21 protein-coding genes and 1 tRNA gene are annotated in these 20,473 nt (G+C 39.9%); 13 read left to right on the plus strand and 9 right to left on the minus strand.

The window, feature by feature from the left end; all coding sequences use genetic code 11:
- Positions 1-81 precede the first annotated feature (81 nt).
- The 10 genes from I7X29_RS06915 to I7X29_RS06960 all read left to right on the plus strand — a co-directional run bounded on the left by I7X29_RS06915 (position 82) and on the right by I7X29_RS06960 (position 8,712).
- Positions 82-153 (plus strand) — tRNA-Arg (locus I7X29_RS06915).
- Positions 154-175: 22 nt separating this feature from the next.
- Positions 176-1,507 carry an HU domain-containing protein gene (locus tag I7X29_RS06920; protein ID WP_198466365.1) on the plus strand — a complete coding sequence of 444 codons (1,332 nt, stop codon included), beginning with the start codon at positions 176-178 and terminating at the stop codon, positions 1,505-1,507.
- Between the two features lie 4 nt (positions 1,508-1,511).
- Positions 1,512-2,039, plus strand: coding sequence for an acyl-CoA thioesterase (locus tag I7X29_RS06925; RefSeq protein WP_009413766.1), 528 nt, complete (start codon positions 1,512-1,514; stop codon positions 2,037-2,039).
- A gap of 59 nt (positions 2,040-2,098) precedes the next feature.
- The gene (locus I7X29_RS06930) at positions 2,099-2,764 is read left to right on the plus strand and encodes a metal-dependent transcriptional regulator (RefSeq protein WP_088595036.1); all 666 of its coding nucleotides are present in this window, start codon (positions 2,099-2,101) and stop codon (positions 2,762-2,764) included.
- A complete protein-coding gene (locus tag I7X29_RS06935; RefSeq protein WP_009413764.1) occupies positions 2,761-3,540 on the plus strand; it encodes a DUF3298 and DUF4163 domain-containing protein in 780 nt (259 codons plus the stop codon). Before I7X29_RS06930 ends, I7X29_RS06935 begins: the two co-directional genes overlap by 4 nt.
- A gap of 1 nt (position 3,541) precedes the next feature.
- The gene (locus I7X29_RS06940) at positions 3,542-4,246 is read left to right on the plus strand and encodes a phosphoadenylyl-sulfate reductase (RefSeq protein WP_198466364.1); all 705 of its coding nucleotides are present in this window, start codon (positions 3,542-3,544) and stop codon (positions 4,244-4,246) included.
- A 41-nt stretch (positions 4,247-4,287) separates the two neighbouring features.
- Positions 4,288-6,060: a signal peptide peptidase SppA gene (gene sppA / locus I7X29_RS06945; protein WP_198473546.1), complete on the plus strand. Its 1,773-nt coding sequence runs from the start codon at positions 4,288-4,290 to the stop codon at positions 6,058-6,060.
- Positions 6,061-6,154: 94 nt separating this feature from the next.
- Complete coding sequence (locus I7X29_RS06950) at positions 6,155-6,352, plus strand: hypothetical protein (protein ID WP_009413761.1); 198 nt, start codon at positions 6,155-6,157, stop codon at positions 6,350-6,352.
- A gap of 59 nt (positions 6,353-6,411) precedes the next feature.
- A complete protein-coding gene (locus tag I7X29_RS06955; protein WP_198473548.1) occupies positions 6,412-7,221 on the plus strand; it encodes a TrmH family RNA methyltransferase in 810 nt (269 codons plus the stop codon).
- 12 nt (positions 7,222-7,233) lie between these two features.
- On the plus strand, positions 7,234-8,712 hold the full coding sequence (locus I7X29_RS06960; protein ID WP_198473550.1) for a hypothetical protein: 1,479 nt from the start codon (positions 7,234-7,236) through the stop codon (positions 8,710-8,712).
- A 70-nt stretch (positions 8,713-8,782) separates the two neighbouring features.
- Here I7X29_RS06960 and I7X29_RS06965 read toward each other — a convergent pair whose 3' ends face one another.
- The 6 genes from I7X29_RS06965 to I7X29_RS06990 form a co-directional block, all read right to left on the minus strand.
- Complete coding sequence (locus I7X29_RS06965) at positions 8,783-9,598, minus strand: 2,3,4,5-tetrahydropyridine-2,6-dicarboxylate N-succinyltransferase (protein ID WP_198466359.1); 816 nt, start codon at positions 9,596-9,598, stop codon at positions 8,783-8,785.
- Between the two features lie 6 nt (positions 9,599-9,604).
- Positions 9,605-12,238 (minus strand): valine--tRNA ligase, encoded by a 2,634-nt coding sequence (locus I7X29_RS06970; RefSeq protein WP_198473552.1) that lies wholly within the window; start codon positions 12,236-12,238, stop codon positions 9,605-9,607.
- A gap of 24 nt (positions 12,239-12,262) precedes the next feature.
- The gene (locus I7X29_RS06975) at positions 12,263-12,811 is read right to left on the minus strand and encodes a GNAT family N-acetyltransferase (RefSeq protein WP_198473554.1); all 549 of its coding nucleotides are present in this window, start codon (positions 12,809-12,811) and stop codon (positions 12,263-12,265) included.
- Complete coding sequence (locus I7X29_RS06980; protein ID WP_096089367.1) at positions 12,801-12,983, minus strand: hypothetical protein; 183 nt, start codon at positions 12,981-12,983, stop codon at positions 12,801-12,803. The genes I7X29_RS06975 and I7X29_RS06980 overlap by 11 nt, the downstream gene beginning before the upstream one ends.
- A 66-nt stretch (positions 12,984-13,049) precedes the next feature.
- Positions 13,050-13,541: a CYTH domain-containing protein gene (locus tag I7X29_RS06985; protein ID WP_198473556.1), complete on the minus strand. Its 492-nt coding sequence runs from the start codon at positions 13,539-13,541 to the stop codon at positions 13,050-13,052.
- The gene (locus I7X29_RS06990) at positions 13,541-14,809 is read right to left on the minus strand and encodes an MFS transporter (RefSeq protein ID WP_198473559.1); all 1,269 of its coding nucleotides are present in this window, start codon (positions 14,807-14,809) and stop codon (positions 13,541-13,543) included. Before I7X29_RS06990 ends, I7X29_RS06985 begins: the two co-directional genes overlap by 1 nt.
- Before the next feature lie 180 nt (positions 14,810-14,989).
- Here I7X29_RS06990 and I7X29_RS06995 point away from each other — a divergent pair, with 180 nt between their 5' ends.
- Complete coding sequence (locus I7X29_RS06995; protein ID WP_198473561.1) at positions 14,990-16,615, plus strand: S8 family peptidase; 1,626 nt, start codon at positions 14,990-14,992, stop codon at positions 16,613-16,615.
- Positions 16,616-16,657: 42 nt separating this feature from the next.
- Here I7X29_RS06995 and I7X29_RS07000 read toward each other — a convergent pair whose 3' ends face one another.
- Complete coding sequence (locus I7X29_RS07000) at positions 16,658-17,269, minus strand: LIC11966 family surface protein (protein ID WP_088595024.1); 612 nt, start codon at positions 17,267-17,269, stop codon at positions 16,658-16,660.
- Positions 17,270-17,540: 271 nt separating this feature from the next.
- On the opposite strand from I7X29_RS07000, the gene I7X29_RS07005 reads away from it, so the two are divergent.
- Both I7X29_RS07005 and yihA read left to right on the plus strand, forming a co-directional pair.
- Positions 17,541-18,305, plus strand: a complete 765-nt coding sequence (locus tag I7X29_RS07005) for an alpha/beta fold hydrolase (RefSeq protein WP_198473563.1) — start codon at positions 17,541-17,543, stop codon at positions 18,303-18,305.
- Positions 18,302-18,907, plus strand: coding sequence for a ribosome biogenesis GTP-binding protein YihA/YsxC (gene yihA, locus I7X29_RS07010; protein WP_009410408.1), 606 nt, complete (start codon positions 18,302-18,304; stop codon positions 18,905-18,907). The genes I7X29_RS07005 and yihA overlap by 4 nt, the downstream gene beginning before the upstream one ends.
- Positions 18,908-18,941: 34 nt before the next feature.
- On the opposite strand, the gene metF is transcribed toward yihA, so the two are convergent.
- Both metF and I7X29_RS07020 read right to left on the minus strand, forming a co-directional pair.
- Positions 18,942-19,895, minus strand: coding sequence for a methylenetetrahydrofolate reductase [NAD(P)H] (metF, locus tag I7X29_RS07015; protein ID WP_198473565.1), 954 nt, complete (start codon positions 19,893-19,895; stop codon positions 18,942-18,944).
- The gene (locus I7X29_RS07020) at positions 19,873-20,466 is read right to left on the minus strand and encodes a GrpB family protein (RefSeq protein WP_198473567.1); all 594 of its coding nucleotides are present in this window, start codon (positions 20,464-20,466) and stop codon (positions 19,873-19,875) included. Before I7X29_RS07020 ends, metF begins: the two co-directional genes overlap by 23 nt.
- Between the last annotated feature and the right edge of the window lie 7 nt (positions 20,467-20,473).

Here is a 20,473-nt window from a genome sequence, read left to right on the forward strand (position 1 = left end):
TCCCATAGAACTCAATACCCTTACTGTTTAAAATTTGGTATTTCAAAAAAAAGTATTACCTTTGCCGAAAATTACTAAGTGGGTCTTGTAGTTCAACGGATAGAATAGAAGTTTCCTAAACTTTTGATCCAAGTTCGATTCTTGGCAGGACCACTTGTTTTAATCAGTAAAGATTATGAAAGATTTAAACGTATACATCGAAGAGTTGCTCTACAAACACCAATGCGTGATTATCCCTAAGTTTGGAGCATTCATCTCTAATAGAAAATCAGCCAAAATGGCTGATGATAAGACTTTTGACCCCCCTAAACGCGAGCTGAGCTTCAATGCAAGCCTCAATTCTAACGACGGATTGCTGATGAAATATGTCTCTGAACAATCAGGTATCGACTATAAACTCGTTGAAGACTATGTAAATCTCGCTGTTGAAGGTTGGAAACGCATCTTACAGCAAGAACAACCTTTGGTGTTAGACAGAATCGGTACTTTGCGCCAAACTCGTGAAGGCCGTGTGTCTTTTGAACCAGCTAACGAAGTAAACTACCTTACCGATTCTTTCGGTATGGGACCTTTTGTGCCTCACGAAGTCCCTACTGCCGACCTCCAAATTGCTGAAAATCAAATTAAACCTACAATCGATCCTGAGTCAATTCTCCCTCCTGAAGAGAAATCTCTCGCCGCTATTGAAAGCCCTATTTCACAACCAGCACCTCCTGTAGAGCCTATTTCTCAACCCGAAGTAGAAAATATAGTCCCTCCTAAGCCTACTGTAAATAAAAAGAAATTCAAACTGCGCCCTTATATCAAATATACAGCAGTAGCAATGTTAGGATTGGCAATATTGGCCTATGGTGCCTATGCTTTGTTTAGTGAAAAACTCGCTAATGGCAGCTCCGATGAACAACAATATGTGGTAACCGATAGTTTGGTGCAAGAACGTTTAAACCAGCAACTTAGTGAAGCAGCGGTATTTACTCCACCTATCACTATGCCCGTAATCAACCTTACCCCAGAAAAAGGTAAGGCAAAACCTGAATCTAAACCTAAAACGGTTACTGAATCACCTAAACCTACAAGAACAGAACCTACACCAACCTCAAAACCTACACAAACTACAGCAGGTACTAAACCTACACAAACCACCACAGGTACTAAACCTACACAAACCACCACAGGTACTAAACCTACACAAACTACAGCAGGTACCAAACCTGCTAACACGAACACTCCAAGTGCACCTAACCGACCTTCACCTTTGGCTAACAAAAAATACCAAGTGATTGCAGGAGCTTTTAGTTCCGAGAAAAACGCTCAGGCTCGTGTACAACAACTTAGAAAAATAGGATACCCTAATGCTTTCGTCTTAGGTGTAAACGCCAAAGGTCTATACCAAGTGAGCTATGGTGGTTTCGACTCTGTCGATGAAGCAAGACTACAACAACGCGAAGTACAAGCTTCTAAACAAGAGAAAAAACTCGACGGCGGATGGATACTCACTCAACCCTAAAAAAATGATACCATATAAGAAAACCCCTTCTGATTCACGTACTATACTCACCGACCTCGTACTACCTGGCGAAACCAATCACCTGAACGCTATGTTCGGGGGTGAGCTCCTCGCTCGTATGGATAGAGCCGCAAGTATAGCCTCTCAGCGCCACTCAGGTCGTGCTACGGTTACCGTATCAGTAAACCACGTCGCTTTCACCCATAGCATACGCGTCGGGAGTATCGTAACTGTTGAAGCGGCTATCTCACGCGCATTCTCTTCTTCTATGGAAGTGTATATAGATGTGTGGATGGAAAATACCTATGGCGAACGCACTAAAGCTACCGAGGCGATCTACTCGTTTGTCGCGGTCGACGAAAATGGTCGCCCCGTAAAAGTACCCGAATTAGAACCCGAAACCGAGCTTGAAAAAGAACGTTTCAAAGGCGCTTTGCAACGTCGCCAACTCAGCCTCGTAATCGCTGGTAAATTGAGCCCTCACGATGCTACCGAGCTCAAAGCCCTATTCACCGAGTTAGAAAATAGTTGATGTAATAGCAAGAACCGCCACTGTAAAAAGGCGGTTTTTTCTCTTAAAAACAAATAAAAATGACCTTATCAGAAGAAAACCACTTGAAAGCTATCTTTCACCTCTATGCCGAAACTAAACAGGCTGTGAGTACCAATGCTATTGCCGAAGTGATGAACACCAAAGCTTCATCAGTAACTGATATGCTCAAAAAATTAGCCGAAAAACAACTTATCAACTATGTCAAATATCAAGGTGTTACACTCTCCAAAAAAGGCTATCAAAGAGCTGTTAGCATCATTCGCAAACACCGTTTGTGGGAAGTGTTTTTAGTAGAAAAACTTAATTTCTCGTGGGACGAAGTTCACGAAATAGCCGAAGAACTCGAACATATACAATCCGATAAACTCATCGAACGCCTCGACGCTTTCTTAGGATTCCCTAAAAAAGACCCTCACGGCGACCCTATCCCTAATAAAGAAGGTGTCTTCTCTACCACCGTCCAAACCCTTCTCAGCGAACTCAAACAAGGTGATAAAGGGGTCTGTGCCGCCGTAAAAAATACCTCTAAAGAGTTTTTGGTGTATCTCAACAAAATGAACATCGCTTTGGGTGATGAAATAGAAGTACTCAGCAAAGAACCTTTTGACGACTCTATGTTCCTGCTGGTAAATGATAAACATATCAACCTCTCTGCAATGGTTTGCAGAAATATATATGTCAATGGAAATACTAAAGAAAAATGAATAAGAAAAAACTAACCCTCATTATAGCCCTTATTGCTGTAATAATAGCTGGCGCTTACTGCACCTATAATTATTTTAGTAAACTCCGCTTTGAAGAAATAACCATAGAACGTAGCGAAGAAAATTGCGACGACGATTGCTTCTCTGTGAGCTTGAATTATTTGCATTGTAAAGGCAATAGCGAGTTCGCCCAAAATTTCAATAAAGAAATTGAGATGCAAATTTCTAATTTCCTCCTTTCCAACGAAGATACGCTCCAAGTAGAAGGCATCAGTGTCGAAAAAGCCTTGGATAGTTTGAGCAACGATTACTACAAACTCCACGGCCATTTCCCCGAGCTCCCAGCTTTCGAGTTCATCGTTACTGATAGCATTATGTGGAAAAATACCAAAATGCTCTCTTTGGTATCTAATCGCTATGCCTCTACAGGTGAAGCTCAACCTACACAAACAAAAGTATTTACTAACTTTACCCTCGATGATGGCGAGGTAATTACAAACGAAAATCTCTTTACCGATGAACAAAAAGTAACTCAAATTGCCGAACGTTACTTCAAAAAAGCAAAAGAAACCGCTACAATTACTCCTTTAAACGATAAAAAATTCGATTTTGAAGATGGAGTATTTTCCCTCCCTAACAAAATGGGAATCGCTACCGATGCCCTCATTTTGTACTACGACCCTTTTGAAATCGCTCCTTATGTAGATGTGCCTTTTGAAGTAAAAGTACCCATCAAAGAGATTATGCCTTATCTTACTTTTGCCGATGATAAATAATATGAAAGAACAATTAACAACACTCCATAATGCTCTCCTGCAAAAAAACGAAGTAGAAGGTCTCGCTTTCTTAGCTCAACAATTCCCCAATGAAATTGTCTTTTCTACCAGTTTTGGATTAGAAGATCAAGCAGTTAGTCACCTTATTTTGGCAAACCAAATCCCTATCAGTATCTTTACTTTGGATACAGGGCGCTTGTTCAACGAAACTTACTCCGTTTGGGAAAGTACCAATGAACGTTATCACACTTACATTCAACCTTATTACCCTAAAGCAAACGATATAGAAGAATACGTACATAAAAACGGACCGCTCTCTTTCTACCGCTCTGTCGAACTCCGCAAAGAGTGCTGCCATATCCGTAAGGTAGAACCTCTCAGTCGCGCGCTCAAAGGTAAAAAAGTGTGGGTTACAGGCTTGCGTGCCGACCAAAGTACAGCCCGCAAAGATCTTCCAATACTCGAGTGGGACGATACCTATCACCTATTTAAGTATAATCCTATTCTCCATTGGACTTTTGAGGATACAAAAGCTTTCATCAAAGCACATAATATCCCCTACAACGTGTTGCACGACAAAGGTTTTGTAAGTATCGGATGTGCCCCTTGTACCCGCGCTATCAAAGAAGGTGAAGATTTCCGCGCTGGCCGCTGGTGGTGGGAAAGTAACAGCAAAAAAGAATGCGGACTCCACGAACACAAATAAATCAACAAATAAGCAAATCGCCAAATCGACAAATTGATAATATGACTTTTTTCAAAACCCTCTTAGCTACAATCCTCGGATTCTTCATCTCTATGGGAATATGCCTCCTCCTATTCCTCATCTTCATCTCTATGATGATAGGTTCAGTAGTAGGAAGTTCCTCTGGCGATGAAATAACCGTAAAGGATAATTCAGTATTGGAACTTGCTTTCAACGAGCCACTTACCGACTATAGTGAGCGCATTAGCTTCAAAGATTTTGATTATATCTCTCAGTCTTACAACGGATTGAACACTACTCTAAAAGCTATTCAAAAAGCCAAAAACGATAAACGTATCAAAGGTATTTACCTCAAAAGTACGGGCAACATCGGGGGGTTAGCGTTCGCTCAAGAACTCCGTAAAGCCTTAATCGATTTCAAATCTTCTGGTAAATTCGTCTTAGCCTATAACGACGAAGTTTCTCAACTTGATTACTACCTTCAAAGTGTCGCCGATAAAATTTATATAAGTCAGCTCGGAAGCGTTGCTCTCCGCGGTCTCTCTTCCGAAGTGCTCTTCTTCAAAGGTTTGCAAGAAAAAACAGGAATCCAAATGGAAGTAATTCGCCACGGTAAATACAAAAGCGCTGTCGAACCTTTCTTAGATAATAAAATGAGCGACAACAACCGCTTGCAAATCACACAACTGCTCAATGCAATGTGGAGTGTTATCGCTGCCGATATCGCCCAAAGCCGCAATATCTCTGTCGATAAACTCAACGAAATCGCTACAAATGTAGGCGGACGTACTGCCCAGCTCGCTAAAAACAACGGACTCGTAGACGATATCCTTTTTCGAGATGAGTTCGAGAAAATTATATGCGATAAAACAGGTAGCAAAAGTATTGACAAAGTAGATTTTATCAATATAGAAGACTATGCCGAAGCTGTGATAGGTAAAAACTCAAGCCATAAAACTAAAGATAAAATCGCTGTGATTTACGCCGATGGTGAAATTATGCAAGGCGAGGGGCGTGCCGAAGTAGTGGGCAACGAAACTATTATCCGTGCTTTGCGCAAAGCCGCCGATAAAAAAGAAGTAAAAGCAATCGTTCTTCGTATCAATTCCCCCGGTGGTGATGCCTTAGCTTCAGAGCTGATGCATCGCGAAATAGAAATCACTAAAAAGAAGAAGAAGGTATATGTATCTATGGGAAATTACGCCGCTTCAGGTGGCTATTATATAGCTTGCAATGCCAATCGCATCTTTGCTGAAGCAGGTACCATTACAGGTTCTATCGGGGTGTTTGGAATGATTCCTAACGTAAATGCTTTAGCGACTAATTGGGGTATAACTGCCGAAACGGTGAGCACTCACCCTAATGCTCAATGGTATAGCCCTTATCAAAAGCCTACTGAACAATTCAGAAAAGAAATGACTGAATCTATCGAACAGGTATATACTGTATTTTTAGACCGTGTAGCCAAAGGACGTGGAAAAACAGTAGCTCAAATAGACTCTATCGCACAAGGCAGGGTGTGGAGCGGTAAAGAAGCTCTTGCCAATGGTTTGGTAGACGAACTCGGCTCTCTTAACGATGCCATCGCCTATGCCGCTAAAGATAACGGACTTAAAGAGTATCGCACGATTTCTTATCCTATATTCGAGATGGATTTCAAAACAATGTTCCGCCGTTTTGGTGCTCAGTTAAGAGGAAATAACCTGCGTGACGAAATGGGGGTAGAAGCTTATGAAGTATATCAGCAGATAAAACGCATCGCCCAACAACGCGGCATACAAGCCCGTTTAGAATATGATGTGAAACTGAAATAGTTATGAAATTTAACACAAAATTAACATTTTTAAACTTGCCTATCTCATTTTTATTACCTACATTTGTACAGAAAAACATTAAAACCTATCTATTATGAAACGTGCAATGTTTGAATACACAAAAATGATTTTATCAAAGGTAAGTTTTGATCCAAACTTATTCTACAAAGAACTTAACAAAGCAATAGATAGACTATTGCCCTACGAAGTAGAAGAACTAAAAGTTTGGCTTGATGCCTATACTAAAAATAAGCCCGAACTTTCACACTGCAAGGTGCTTATGGATAAATAATAATAAAGCTGCCTACGTAAGTAGGTAGCTTTTTCTTACTTCTTACCTCTTATCTAAAAATGAACATCACTAGTACTCAAAACCCCCTAATAAAAAAAATCGCTCTTTTGAGTGAAAAATCACGCGAACGCAAAAAACAAAGTTTATGTGTAGTAGAAGGCGCACGCGAAATACGTTTGGCTTTACAAGGTAACTATACCCTTGAAACGCTCTTGTATCAACCTGATATCTTCAGTGAAGGGCAACTCACCGAATTGCTCGGTTATACTACCCAAAAACTCACGCCTATTGCTATCAGCAAAGAAGTGTATGAGAAGATTAGCTATCGCAGTTCTACTGAGGGGGTGATTGCTTTAGTACAAGTGAAAAAGCACGGCTTAGGTACTTTGGTATTCAAAAATGAAAAACCCTTGCTATTAGTAGCCGAAGCTCCCGAAAAACCAGGAAATATAGGGGCGCTCCTCCGTACTGCCGATGCTGCTCATATAGATGCTGTGATTATCGCCAACCCTAAAACCGACCTCTACAACCCCAATATCATCCGCTCGAGTGTAGGCTGTGTGTTTACGGTGCCTATCGCTACGGGCACTACTGCCGAGGTCATTGATTTTCTGAAAGCTAAAAACATCAGCAGTTATTGTGCGGCTCTCACAGCATCTAAGCCTTACTACGAAGTGTCGTTTAGCGAAGGCTCAGCCATAGTAGTAGGCACTGAAGACCAAGGTCTCACCGATGAATGGCTCACTCATAGTACCCAAAATATCATCATCCCAATGGAAGGCGTAATCGATTCTATGAATGTATCAGTAGCCGCTGCTGTACTCATCTTTGAAGCAAAACGCCAAAGGGTAATGACGAACTACGAATAACAAATTACGAATATGAAACACCTCATAACAATCCTTTTTCTATTCTTTTGTAGTTTATCACTGCAAGCGCAATATACCTTGCCTTCTTCTCAGATAGATGTTATAGCCTATGATTCTAAGGGGTACTTCTATTTCTATCAGCAAAAAGGAGAAGATATGCTTTTGAGAATGCAGCTAAATGAAGATAGAGAAAAAATTCAAGAAGAGAGTTGGTTGTCAAAACTCAGTTGGCACTCCACTGATAATCCCATTCTCTTTGATGAGCTCCAAAAGAAAGGATTACAGTTGATTTATATAAAAGATATTCGCCCTACTCAATTCAAGGATTTTATTAAAAAAGATTTTACTTTTTTTGGGCAACTACGCGAATATACCACTACTCCTAAAGTGAAATTTTTTAGTGAAAACTTAGGGGCTATACAACTCTTTTCTCGTAAAACTATTGAAGGAAAAGAATACTTTTTCCCCGATAGGCATTATTTTTCTATCCCTTTAGTGCTAAAATTTAGTGACGAAAAAAAAGCTTATATGCTATATAATCACGCTATTATCATTCCCTTAAAAGATGAAAATAGATTTATTACCGATTGGTTTAAAGGGGCTAATGTTCCATTAGAACCTACCTCACCTATTAAAGTTTCGTATTACGCAAATTTTAATAACTTCTATTCTAAAGGGATGTTTATTTCTTACAAGCGCAACAACGGTTATGAGCTCATCAATAAGTTGGGGACTAAGTTGCTATCTCAAACTTATGATACACTCTATTTCAATGATTATGCTATTGTAGGAAAGAAAGCCAATGAGTTCAGTGTGTATAATCTGTTATTGGAAAAACAACCTATAAAAGGAATAAAAGCACTCTATTTGTACAATAGCTATGATTATGTAGAGGTACTCAGCTCAAAAGGCGCTTATTATTATAGTCTTAGTGAAAAGAAACCACTGAGAAGAGTAGATATGAAATTAGGAAATTGGTGTCCTGTAGGTAAATACGACGTTTCGGTTACTATTGAAAAAGATACTACAGTTCCTCATCCTTATACATTACTGTTAGCATATCATATAGAAGGATTCCAAGATAAAAAAATCCCTCTTATAGACCGTACTGCCGACGAAGAACTTTCTCTGCTCAACTTAGGAGCTGAACTTCCTTTTATAAGAAAAGTAAAAACACCCTCAGGCTACTGTGTTGTAGTGAAGAAAAATGGAAAATACGGACTGATGAACTATCCATATCACGAAGATTCTCAACCTTTAGAGGCAAATGTACTACTTCCTATTACTTTTGACAAGATAGAAAAACGCGAAGATCAATTAGTATACATTTATAAAAATGGCAAAGTAGGTATCTATCCTGAGCAAGAAAAACCTTTATACGATACGATTCAGCCCCAAACTCATTCTTTCTACCGCATTACTAAAAACGGCAAAAAAGGCTATCTTGATATTCGCACCTTTAAAGAATACTTTTTTAACTATGAAAAATGAAATACAAAAAGCTGTCAAACATTTCTTTGTTAGACAGCTTTTTTGTTACCTGTTACTTGTTGCCTGTTACCTAAACAGAAACTCCGTATTCTCTTAGAGCATCGTTTAGTGAAGTTTTCTTATCGGTTGAGGCTTTGCGCTGCCCGATGATAAGGGCACAAGGCACTTGGTAATCGCCAGCAGGGAAGTGCTTGGTGTAACTACCAGGAATAACTACCGAACGTTCAGGTACATAGCCTTTCAGTTCTTTAGGTTCGCTACCCGTTACATCAATGATTTTAGTAGAGGCTGTAAGCACTACATTAGCACCAAGTACCGCTTCTTTGCCTACACGCACTCCTTCTACCAAGATACAACGCGACCCGATGAAAGCCCCATCTTCTACTATCACGGGAGCTGCTTGCAAGGGTTCTAATACACCTCCTACACCTACGCCACCACTCAGGTGCACGTGCTTACCTATTTGAGCGCAACTACCCACAGTAGCCCACGTATCTACCATTGTACCTTCATCTACATACGCCCCTATATTCACATAGCTGGGCATCAGTATAGCTCCTTTGGCGATAAAAGCACCACGGCGTGCTACAGCAGGTGGTACTACGCGCACTCCTTTCTCATCATAATTATGCTTGAGCGGAATTTTATCGTGATACTCAAAAATACCCACCTCTACAGGTTTCATATTCTGAATAGGGAAGTACAACACTACGGCTTTCTTTACCCATTCGTTTACTTTCCAGTCATTGGCAGTAGGCTCGGCTACTCGCAGCTGCCCTAAATCTAAGAGGTGAATGACCTCGCGGATAGTCTGCTGTACGATTTCCTCGCGAAGCAATGAGCGATTTTCCCACGCTTCATCTATTAGTTGTTTTAAGTGTTCCATTTGTTATTATTTTGATAAGGTTGCAATTGCTTTTTCAATAGTTGCTATTTTAGCGAGCGCATCGGCTTCTTTTTTGCGCTCGATATCTACTACTTGAGCTGGCGCTGAATTTACAAACTTTTCATTAGAAAGTTTCTTGCGCACTGACGCCAAAAAGCCTTGTGCGTGGTCTAATTCTTTCTGTAGTTTTTTAAGTTCTTCTTCTACATTGACCGCTCCCCCCATAGGGATAAAGTACTCATTAGCTTTTACGCGGAAAGACATTGCACCTTCTATGGCTGTACTTACTTCGGTAATAGCCTCAAGTCCGCCCATTTTGCTAAGTACCACATCAAAACGATTGCTCATTTGCTCTTTGTTTAATACCGAAAGGCTAAGCGGTGTTTTGAAAGGTATATTCTTCTCTTTGCGCACCGTGCGGATACCTGCTATCACTTCGGCGGCAAAATCAAATTCTGCCAATAGTTTTTCGTCGTACGGCTGTACGATGGGGTAGGTAGCCACGATAAGAGCTTGTTCAGGGGTACGAGGTGCTAAACTTTGCCATATTTCCTCGGTAAGGAATGGCATAAAGGGGTGAAGGAGTTTTAGTAAATTCTCAAAAGCGATTACCACGCCCTCGTAAGTTGCTTTGTCCATTGGTTTGCCGTATTCGGGTTTTACCATTTCCAAAAGCCACGCACAGAAGTCGTCCCAAGCGAGTTTATAGATTGCCATTAGGGCATCGGAAATACGATATTTTTCGAAATGGTCTTCTACCTCAGTAAGCACGGCGTTGAACTTGGCATCGAACCACTGCAAAGCGAGCTTAGATGCCGCTGGTTGGTCGACTGTATCGACCTGCCAACCTTTCACCAATTGGAAAGCATTCCACAATTTGTTACCAAATCCTTTTCCTTGCTGACAAAGGGCTTCGTCAAACAGCAAGTCATTACCTGCTGCCGATGAGAGCAAGAGCCCCACGCGCACGCCATCAGCACCGTAGTCGGCGATGAGTTTGAGCGCATCGGGTGAGTTACCTAAAGATTTAGACATCTTGCGGCGTTGCTTGTCGCGTACCAATCCAGTAAGATACACATTGCTAAACGGACGCTCGCCTTTGTACTCAAAGCCTGCTACGATCATTCGGGTTACCCAGAAGAAAAGGATATCAGGTCCTGTTACCAAATCGTTGGTTGGGTAATAATACTCAATTTCAGGATTATTAGGCTCTAAAATACCGTTGAACACACTCATTGGCCACAGCCAAGACGAGAACCAAGTATCGAGGGCATCTTCATCTTGTCGCAAATCGGCTTCAGTAAGATGAGCATTGCCACTCTTTTCTTTAGCCAATACAAGAGCTTCTGCCTTAGTTTTGGCTACTACAAATTGGTCTTTGCCCTCGCCGTAGTAGTAAGCAGGAATCTGTTGTCCCCACCACAATTGGCGTGAGATATTCCAATCGCGTACGTTCTCTACCCAATGGCGATAAGTATTCTCGAACTTTTTGGGATATAGTTTGATGCTTTCGTCTTCCAATACCGCCTTGATAGCTGGCTGGATAAGGGTGTCCATTTTTAGGAACCACTGGTCGGAAAGGCGGGGTTCTATCACGGCTTTGGTACGCTCGGATGTCCCCACTTTATTAGTATAAGTCTCTTTTTTAGCGAGTAAGTTTTTTTCTTCTAATTCGGCTACTATCTCTTTGCGCACTACAAATCGGTCTTTGCCAGCATAGTGTAAACCGTAGTGATTAAGGGTTGCATCATCATTGAAAATGTCAATTACTTCCAACTGATGTTTGTCGCCCAAAACCTTGTCGTTAGGGTCGTGAGCAGGGGTTACTTTCAGGCAACCTGTACCAAACTCTACATCTACGTACTCATCTTCAATAATCGGAATCACGCGGTTGCAGATAGGTACAATCGCTTTTTTGCCTCTGAGGTGTTGCCAACGCTCATCGTTAGGGTTGATGCAGATAGCCGTATCACCAAAAATGGTTTCAGGGCGTGTTGTAGCAATCACGAGGTGCTCATTCGTCCCTTCAATTTGATATTTCAAATGATACAAAAATCCTTGACGTTCTTCGTAAATCACCTCTTCATCAGAAAGGGTAGTTTTAGCCTCTGGATCCCAGTTCACCATACGGTGACCGCGGTATATCTGTCCTTTGTTGTACAAATCTACAAACACTTTGATAACCGAAGCCGAAAGCTCCTCGTCCATAGTGAATTTAGTGCGCTCCCAGTCGCAAGAGCAACCCAATTTTTTGAGTTGTTCGAGGATTACCCCACCGTATTGGTGTGTCCATTCCCACGCGTGTACGAGGAATTCCTCGCGAGTGAGGTCGGATTTCTTTATACCTTGTTCTTTGAGTTTGGCTACCACTTTGGCTTCTGTTGCAATCGAAGCGTGGTCGGTACCTGGTACCCAGCAAGCATTGAAGCCTTTGAGGCGCGCACGGCGAATAAGCACATCTTGAATGGTGTTGTTGAGCATGTGCCCCATATGGAGTACCCCTGTAACGTTAGGGGGCGGAATCACAATGGTGTAGGGAGTACGCTTATCGGGGGTTGAGTGAAAATAGTTGTGGGCAAGCCAATAGGCATACCATTTTTCTTCTAATTCTGTAGGATTGTATTTTTTAGGTTCTGTCATACGTATCGATTTGTCGATTTGCTATTAATTATCAAGGTTTGTTAAATCAAAGAACATCTGGCGAATGTCTTCATTGTTGTCTTTTTCAGTTAAGAATTCAAAACCTAACTTTTGGTAGAAGGTTAAAGCTCCTTTATAGGCATCTACTGTGATAAGTCTACAAGCTATCTTTTTGTTTAATTCAATACACTCATCCATAAGATTCTGCATTATCATCTTTCCTAATCCTTTCCCTTTATAAGTTTTATCAATAGCTAAACGTCCTATTTTTACAGCAGGTACACTTTTCAAATGTCGTTTAGGGTGAGGAATTAGATGACTTAAGAACTTTTTGTATTTACTCTTTGACGGAAAATCTTCTTCCTTGAGTTGCAAACTATCATTAAGCACACTATAGTAACCTAAAGTGCGTTCTTCACTTTCTACTACAAAAGTGGTTGCGAGTAGTTCTTTTTGATATAGTAATGCTTTATTGAATAGAAAATCATTCAAATCGTCATCTTCACAGTCAAAAGGTTTGATTGGGTGGTTTTCTTTCAATAATTCAACGGTAATTTTTGAATTATTTATCATCTTCTTTCACTTCTTTTTTAAATAAAGCTTTAAATTGTCTTGCGCCTTCACGAATACTTTCTCGTGTAATGCCTTTTTTCTTTAAGTTCTCTTTAAAGTTCGCTAACTTGTTGTAGAACTCTATGACTTCTTCTCCCTCCAATACGGGAGTAGGTAATATATCTCTTGCCATAATGTTATTTCTCTAATGTGTTGATTTTGGGTGCAAAGGTAGTGATTAATTGACAATTAACAATTATCAATTGTCAATTATTTCAGTTTGCCAATTTCTGTAGGGATTTTTGCTCAGCATAGCATTGTAGTAACGCGCCTCATTGGTTACTTCCTCGCCTAACCACTCAGGACGCTCAAAAGAGGTGTTTTCAGAGGGTAATTCTATCTCAGCAATCACCAATCCTTCATTGTCTCCATAGAACTCATCTACCTCAAAAAACAACTCACCACAAGGCACGAGGTAACGGGTTTTATCAATCACTCCTTTTTCACAAAGAGTGAGCAGTTGCTCAGCATCGGGTACTGCAATGGCTTTCTCCCACTCAAAACGCGTAGTACCACTCTCGTTGCTACCGCCCTTTATAGTGAGGAATGCTTCGTCGCCTTTCAGGCGCACTCTCACTGTGCGCTCAGGCACCGAACTCAAATAGCCTTGTGTGATGCGTATTGCCTTAGTAGCGAGCGATTTATAAGCATCGCTTTTTACCTTGAATTTGTGTTCTATCTCTTGTAACATTACTTTTCTTTTTTGTAGTTGTCGTAAGTGAATGGCACTTTCCACGTCATATAAAGAGCTGGGATAGTGCAAATCATTACTAACAAGAAGAAATGTTGATATCCTAAGTAAGTGCTCAAGAAACCACTAATCATACCTGGAATCATTACTCCTAAGTTCATCAAACTATTGGCAAAAGCGTAGTGTGCCATTTGGTATTTACCAGGGGCTATTTGTTGCATCATAAAGAGGGTAAGCCCCACAAAACCAAATCCGTAACCGAAGTATTCTCCTACAATTCCCATAGCGATAACAGGTAAATGAGTAGGTTGAAAATAGGCAAAAAGCAAATAAACTACAAACGGAATATTGAAAGCACACGCCAAAGTGAACAAAGCTTTTTTTAGACCTATTTTCGATACAAAATATCCTGCTACAATAGAGCCTAAAATAAAGGCTGCTGTACCTGCTGTACCATACACTAATCCGTATTGTTCGTTGCTGAGTCCTAAACCTCCGATTGATAGCTCGTCTTTGAGGAATAATGGAGCTATTTTCATTGCCAATCCTTCAGCGAATCGATATAAGAAAATGAAGAAAAGATAGAATAAAATATGTTTTTTTTGGAAGAAATCGGCAAAAATGCGCCATAACTCCTCCGATTTTTCACTAAAACTACCTTCTTTTTGTAGTTTTACGTCTTTTGGAAGCGCGTAGAAGTGATATAAGCCTACCAAACCGAGTATAGCTGCACAAATGCTCAGTATCAATTGCCAAGAGGCTACAACTGTCATTCCTCGAGAGGTTACTAACCAGCCCGCCAAGAAGATGAGTCCGCCATTGGCGAGTACTTTAGCTAAGTTGTAAAAAGCTCCTTGCCAGCCTGAATACAAACTTTGGGTAGCCGAATCTAACTGTTCCATATACATTCCATCGCCTGCAATATCGTGAGTAGAACCACTTAGTGCTATGATTCCCATCAGTGCTAAACACATATTGAAAAAGTTAGGCAAAGGTAATGAGAATACAATACACCCAAAAACTACTGCCGATACAATTTCAGTAATTACAATATACTGTTTTTTAGTGCCGTAGAGTTCCATTATCACACTGATGATAGGTTTAAGTGACCACGGAAGAATTAATAAGGAAGTCCAAAATGCAATGGTTTCATTAGGTACACCTAAGTCCTTGAAAATAATAGGAGATACTAAAGATAACATCACAAAGGGTAGCCCCATAGCAAAGTAGGTGGTAGGCACCCAAGTAATAGGATTTTTCTTTTTCATAACGGTTGTTGTTTAATATGTTTTTATGCGTTTGTTAAAAAAATCCGACAAATGTACAACTAATTTGGAAATTAACAAACTTTTAAGTCTTTAGCACAAAATAAGTTTTGCTCATTCGCTATTTATTTATACCTTTGCAAAGTTTTTCATATAACTCAAAAAAATCATAATTAACAAAGAATGAAAAAATCATTTATTTTAGCAACTTCAGCAGCCTTATTGTTAGCGAGTTGCGGCACTACTAAGGGCGCGTTAGACAAAGCTCCTACTTCCACTTTTGCTGAAAAAAAATACAGCGACGACACTCTCAAAAACTGGCCTCACCAAGGTTTTAAACAAAATTTCCCTGGTATCAATTTAGACGAGGCTTATGCCCTCCTAAAAAATCTTACTCCTAAAAAAATTATCGTAGGGGTGGTAGATTCTGGTGTAGATATCAATCACGAAGACCTTAAAAACGTGATTTGGACAAACACTGCCGAAATTCCTAACAATGGTAAAGACGACGATAAAAACGGCTATGTAGACGACATTCACGGTTGGAACTTCCTCGGTAATATCATTCAAGAAAATACCGAAATGACCCGTATCTACAAAACTAAAGATACTAAAAATCCTGATTATGCTCGCGCTAAAGAAGAGTACGAAAAAGAAGCCTCTGAAGCAAAACGCACTAAGGCTTTCTATCAACAACTTATCGAAACTACTGATTTCGCCGATAAAGCCGTACGCAAAATCGTAGGTAAAGATACTTATACCCTCGAAGATATCGAAAAAGCTACCAAAGGAAAATCTTATGACGCAATGACTACCGATATGATAGGCTTTATGAAAGAACTTTTGGCTCGCGCTAACGATAATGAAGAAATTAAAAAAGAATTGAAAGAGGGCGTAGACTATTTCGATACTAAACTTAAATATCACTTGGGATTAGACTTCAGTCCGCGTAAAACAATCTTGAAAGACGACGAAAACGACTTTTCTAAAAAATATTACGGCAACAATAACGTAATAGGCCCTGATAGCAAAGAAGCTCTTCACGGTACTCACGTAGCAGGAATCATTGCTGCTGAACGCAACAACGGCATCGGTATGGATGGAGTTGCTAATAGCGTATGGATTATGCCAGTACGCGCCGTTCCCGATGGTGATGAATACGACAAAGATGTCGCTCTTGCTTTGCGTTATGCAGTAGACAACGGTGCTAAAGTAATCAACACCAGCTTTGGTAAAGGTTTTTCTCCTCATAAAGAGTGGGTGTACGATGCTATCAAATACGCAGCTTCTAAAGATGTACTGATCGTAAACGCTGCTGGTAACGACTCTCAAGATATCGACGTGAAAGATACTTACCCTAACGACGAGGTAAACAAAAAAGAAATCTCTGATAATTTCCTTACTGTAGGAGCTCTCAACTATCAGTTCAACAAGAATTTAGTAGCCGAATTTTCAAACTATGGCAAACGCAACGTCGATGTATTTGCCCCAGGTGTAAAAATTTATGCTACTGTTCCTAACAACAAATACCAATTCTTACAAGGTACTTCAATGGCATCGCCTGAAGTAGCTGGAGTAGCAGCCTTGTTGCGTTCTTACTTCCCAAGTCTTACAGCTGCCCAAGTGAAGAAAATCATTATGGATTCAGGGGTGAAAGTGAATATGAATGTATATGTAGGTGAAGATAAAGGCGATGGCAAAAAACGTCCAGAAAAGAACTTTAGTGAACTTTCTACAACTGGAACTATTGTAAATGCTAAAAACGCTGTGATAATGGCAGCGAAAATGGCAAACGTTAAATTGAAATAATCAGATAATAGTTCAAAAAAAGCTGCCCTAAGGCAGCTTTTTTTATTCGTCATCGTCATCATCTTCGTCGTCTTCGTCTTCATAACGCTCAATGAACTCATCGCTTACCGCATTGAAATCTTCGGCAGTTTTTACTATAAAAGCGTTGTTTTTCTTAAGTTGGGCTTGCTCTTCTGGAGTACCTCTCAAGCCTTTTAAACGCATTTGGATAAGGGTTTTGTAACCATCTTTCATCAAAGCATCGTAATTATCGAAGTATTTGATAGCGGCTTCAAGCAATGAAGTATCACCTTTGTAAGCACCGAGTTTGCGTACTTCTTCTTTGAAAGTTACAAGGTCTTCAATCCATTGCAAACGCACTTCTTCAGCGCGGTTGAAATCGTTGTCGTCCATAGCGTCGTTCATTTCAGCCATTTCGTCTGTACAACCATTGGTGATACACACAATTTCGTTGTTGTACTCTACGGCATTATCGTACTCACCTTTAGCGTAGTACACACCTTCATCAGGTTGCCAACCTCTTTTTTCATTGCCACCCCCCATAGCAGCATTCATTTGTTGTTGCATTTGTTGTTGCATTTGCTCCATTTGCTTTTGCATATCTTCAGCTGATCCTCCCATCATATTCTGAAGATTCTTTAGAAAATCCATCATAATCTAATTATTTTATAAAATTTTTAATAGATTGCAAATGTAATGTAAATGTTATAAACGACCACAATATCGTTTAAATATTAACAATAATTTAACGCCTAACTCTTATTTTCTTTCGTCTACCACTTCTTTAATCTATACCACTTAAATCCTATTTCCTTAATAAATAGCTATTTACAAAAAAGAGTAAAAAATATTTTCACTTTCCTGCACGTAAATAAAAATAAAAATATTACCTTTGTAGCTCAAAAAAACTTTTTGATAAAAACCGATGACAGTACAAGTAAAAAAAGAAGGTAAATTTACATACATCGAAAAAGGTGAGGGCACTCCTATTATTATCTTACACGGCTTGATGGGTGGGCTTAGTAACTTTGAAGAAGTAGTTTCTTTTTTTTCCCATAAATATAAAGTGGTAGTCCCCGAACTGCCTCTCTTCTCTATGCCTTTGCTCACAACTTCAGTGAAAACATTGGCTAAATATATACAGAAATTTATCAAACACAAGAAGTTTGAAAAAGTAATCCTGCTTGGCAATTCACTTGGCGGACACGTAGGTTTGCTCTATGCTAAAATGCACCCTAAAAACGTACTTGGATTAGTGCTTACAGGTAGTTCTGGGCTGTACGAAAAAGCAATGAGCGATGGCTATCCACGTCGTGGTGATTACGATTTTATCAAAAAGAAATGCGAAGAGGTGTTCTACGACCCTGCCGTAGCTACTAAAGAAATTGTAGATGAGGTATTTGCTAATATCTCCGACCGCTCTAAACTCATCAAAACTTTGGCACTTGCCAAAAGTGCTATCCGCAACAATATGGCAAAAGATTTGCCTAAAATGGAGACCCCTACTTGCCTTATCTGGGGTAAGAATGACAATGTAACCCCTCCTAAAGTCGCTGAAGAATTCCACGAACTATTGCCTAATTCCGAACTGCATTGGATAGACAAATGTGGGCACGCCCCAATGATGGAGCACCCTCAAGAGTTTAATGAGATTTTAAATAAGTGGCTTGAAAATAAGGAGGTAAAATGATAAAAAAAGCTGAATTTGTGATGAGTAACTCTCAGGTGAGCAAGTGCCCTAAGGAAAACTTACCTGAGTATGCTTTTATAGGGCGTTCTAATGTTGGGAAATCGTCGCTCATCAATATGCTTACCAATCACAAGAATTTGGCTAAAACTTCTGGTCGTCCAGGGAAAACCCAACTCATCAATCACTTCAAAATAGACAATAGTTGGTTTTTAGTAGACCTCCCTGGTTATGGTTATGCAAGAGTGTCTAAAGAAACTAAAAAGGTATTTCAGCAATTTATTACTAAATATTTTGAGGAGCGGCAACAGTTGGTATGCGCATTTGTATTAGTAGATGTGCGCCACGAACCTCAGAAGATAGATGTAGAGTTTATGCAATGGTTAGGCGAACACGGAATTCCGTTTGCTATTGTCTTCACCAAAGCTGATAAACTCAAACCTTTAGCTATTGAACGCAATATAGCTGCTTATCAACAAGTACTCCTCGAAACTTGGGAAGAATTCCCGCCCTACTTCATCACTTCCGCCGAAAACAAAACCGGCAAAGAAGAACTTACCCATTACATTGAACAAATCAATGAAGAAATAAAAAATAAGAGATAAAAAGTAGGATTCTTACCTCTTATCTCTTACCTAATTAAAAAACTTCTGATATTACTTTTACTATATTATCCGATTTTTCCATTGAATAGTAGTGCAAAACAGGTACCCCAGCGGCTTTGAGCTCTTTGCTCTGCCGAATTGCCCACTCTATACCCACTTGTTTAACCTCGTTGTTGTTCTTGCAGGCTTCTACTGCTTTGATGAGCTCTTCGGGGAAATCTATTTTAAAGGCTTGTGAAAGCAGGTTGAGGTGCTTTTTAATAGCAATAGGTTTAATCCCTGGTATGATAGGTACATTGATGCCTGCTTCTTTGGCTTTCTCTACAAACTCAAAATACTTCTGATTGTCGAAAAACATCTGTGTTACTACATAGTCGGCACCGGCATCTACCTTTTCTTTAAGGCGCGCCAAGTCCGAGGTGAGTGAGGGGGCTTCAATGTGTTTTTCAGGATATCCTGCTACTCCTATACAGAAATTAGCCTTATGGTCGGCAGCAATGCCGTTGAGGTAAATCCCCTTGTTCAAATTACTGATTTGAGTAACGAGTTCGGTAGCGTAAGTATGTCCGCCCTCAGTAGGCTGAAAGTAGCGTTGTTCTTTCATCGCATCACCGCGCAATGCCATTATGTTGTCAATACCCAAGTAGAGGCAATCTACCAAAAGGTACTCAGTTTCTTCTTTTGAAAAACCACCACAAAGCACGTGAGGTACTGTATCTACCTTGTATTTATGCTGAATAGCCGCACAAATACCCACCGTACCAGGGCGCATACGGGTTACTTTCTTTTCCAATAACCCATTAGGGTGTTCAATGTAATAATACTCCTCGCGTGAGGTAGTTACATCTATAAACGGAGGATTGAACTCCATTAGAGGGTCTATGTTTCGGTATAGTTCTTCAATATTATTTCCCTTTTTAGGAGGTACTACTTCAAAGGAGAAGAGCGTTTTTCCTTTGGCATTCTTAATATGGTCTGTTATTTTCATATTTTCCTTTAAATTCTTCTTTTGCTATCAGTGTATATCGTTTTATAAAGTCTGTTTTGTGAGCGGTATAAGCATCTCGATCGTACTGGAAAGGTTTCCAAAGAGACAATTTAAGTGTTTCATAATCTTTAGCTACCGATGGGTGTGCTTGCAGTTCATCGCGAAAATAGAGTTCGTCATTATCGTCTTCATAATGCAAGTGCAGATGAAATACACGTTCTGCAAACCCATTAATAGTATAGCCTTTATTAAAAGAAATCCTATCGTTTGTTTCATTCATACATAGATAACCTGATTGTAATATGAGTTCCTTTAGCTTCTGAAATGAACTGTCCTTTTTCACTTCTAATAACATATCTACAATAGGTTTGGCTTGTATCCCTTCCACAGCAGTACTGCCTATATGGCTTAGCCGTACCACTTTGTTAGAGGGCAATTGTTTTAAAAGGAAATTGCGTTCTTCCTCATACCATTCTTTCCACAAAGGATTATGCTGCGTAAGATTGATAGGGAATAGTTGCCACAATTCCTGCAACGACATTTTTAACAAAGGATTTTCTTCTTTATTCATAGTTTTA

This window comes from Capnocytophaga periodontitidis (assembly GCF_016126015.1).
Classification (GTDB): Bacteria; Bacteroidota; Bacteroidia; order Flavobacteriales; family Flavobacteriaceae; genus Capnocytophaga; species Capnocytophaga periodontitidis.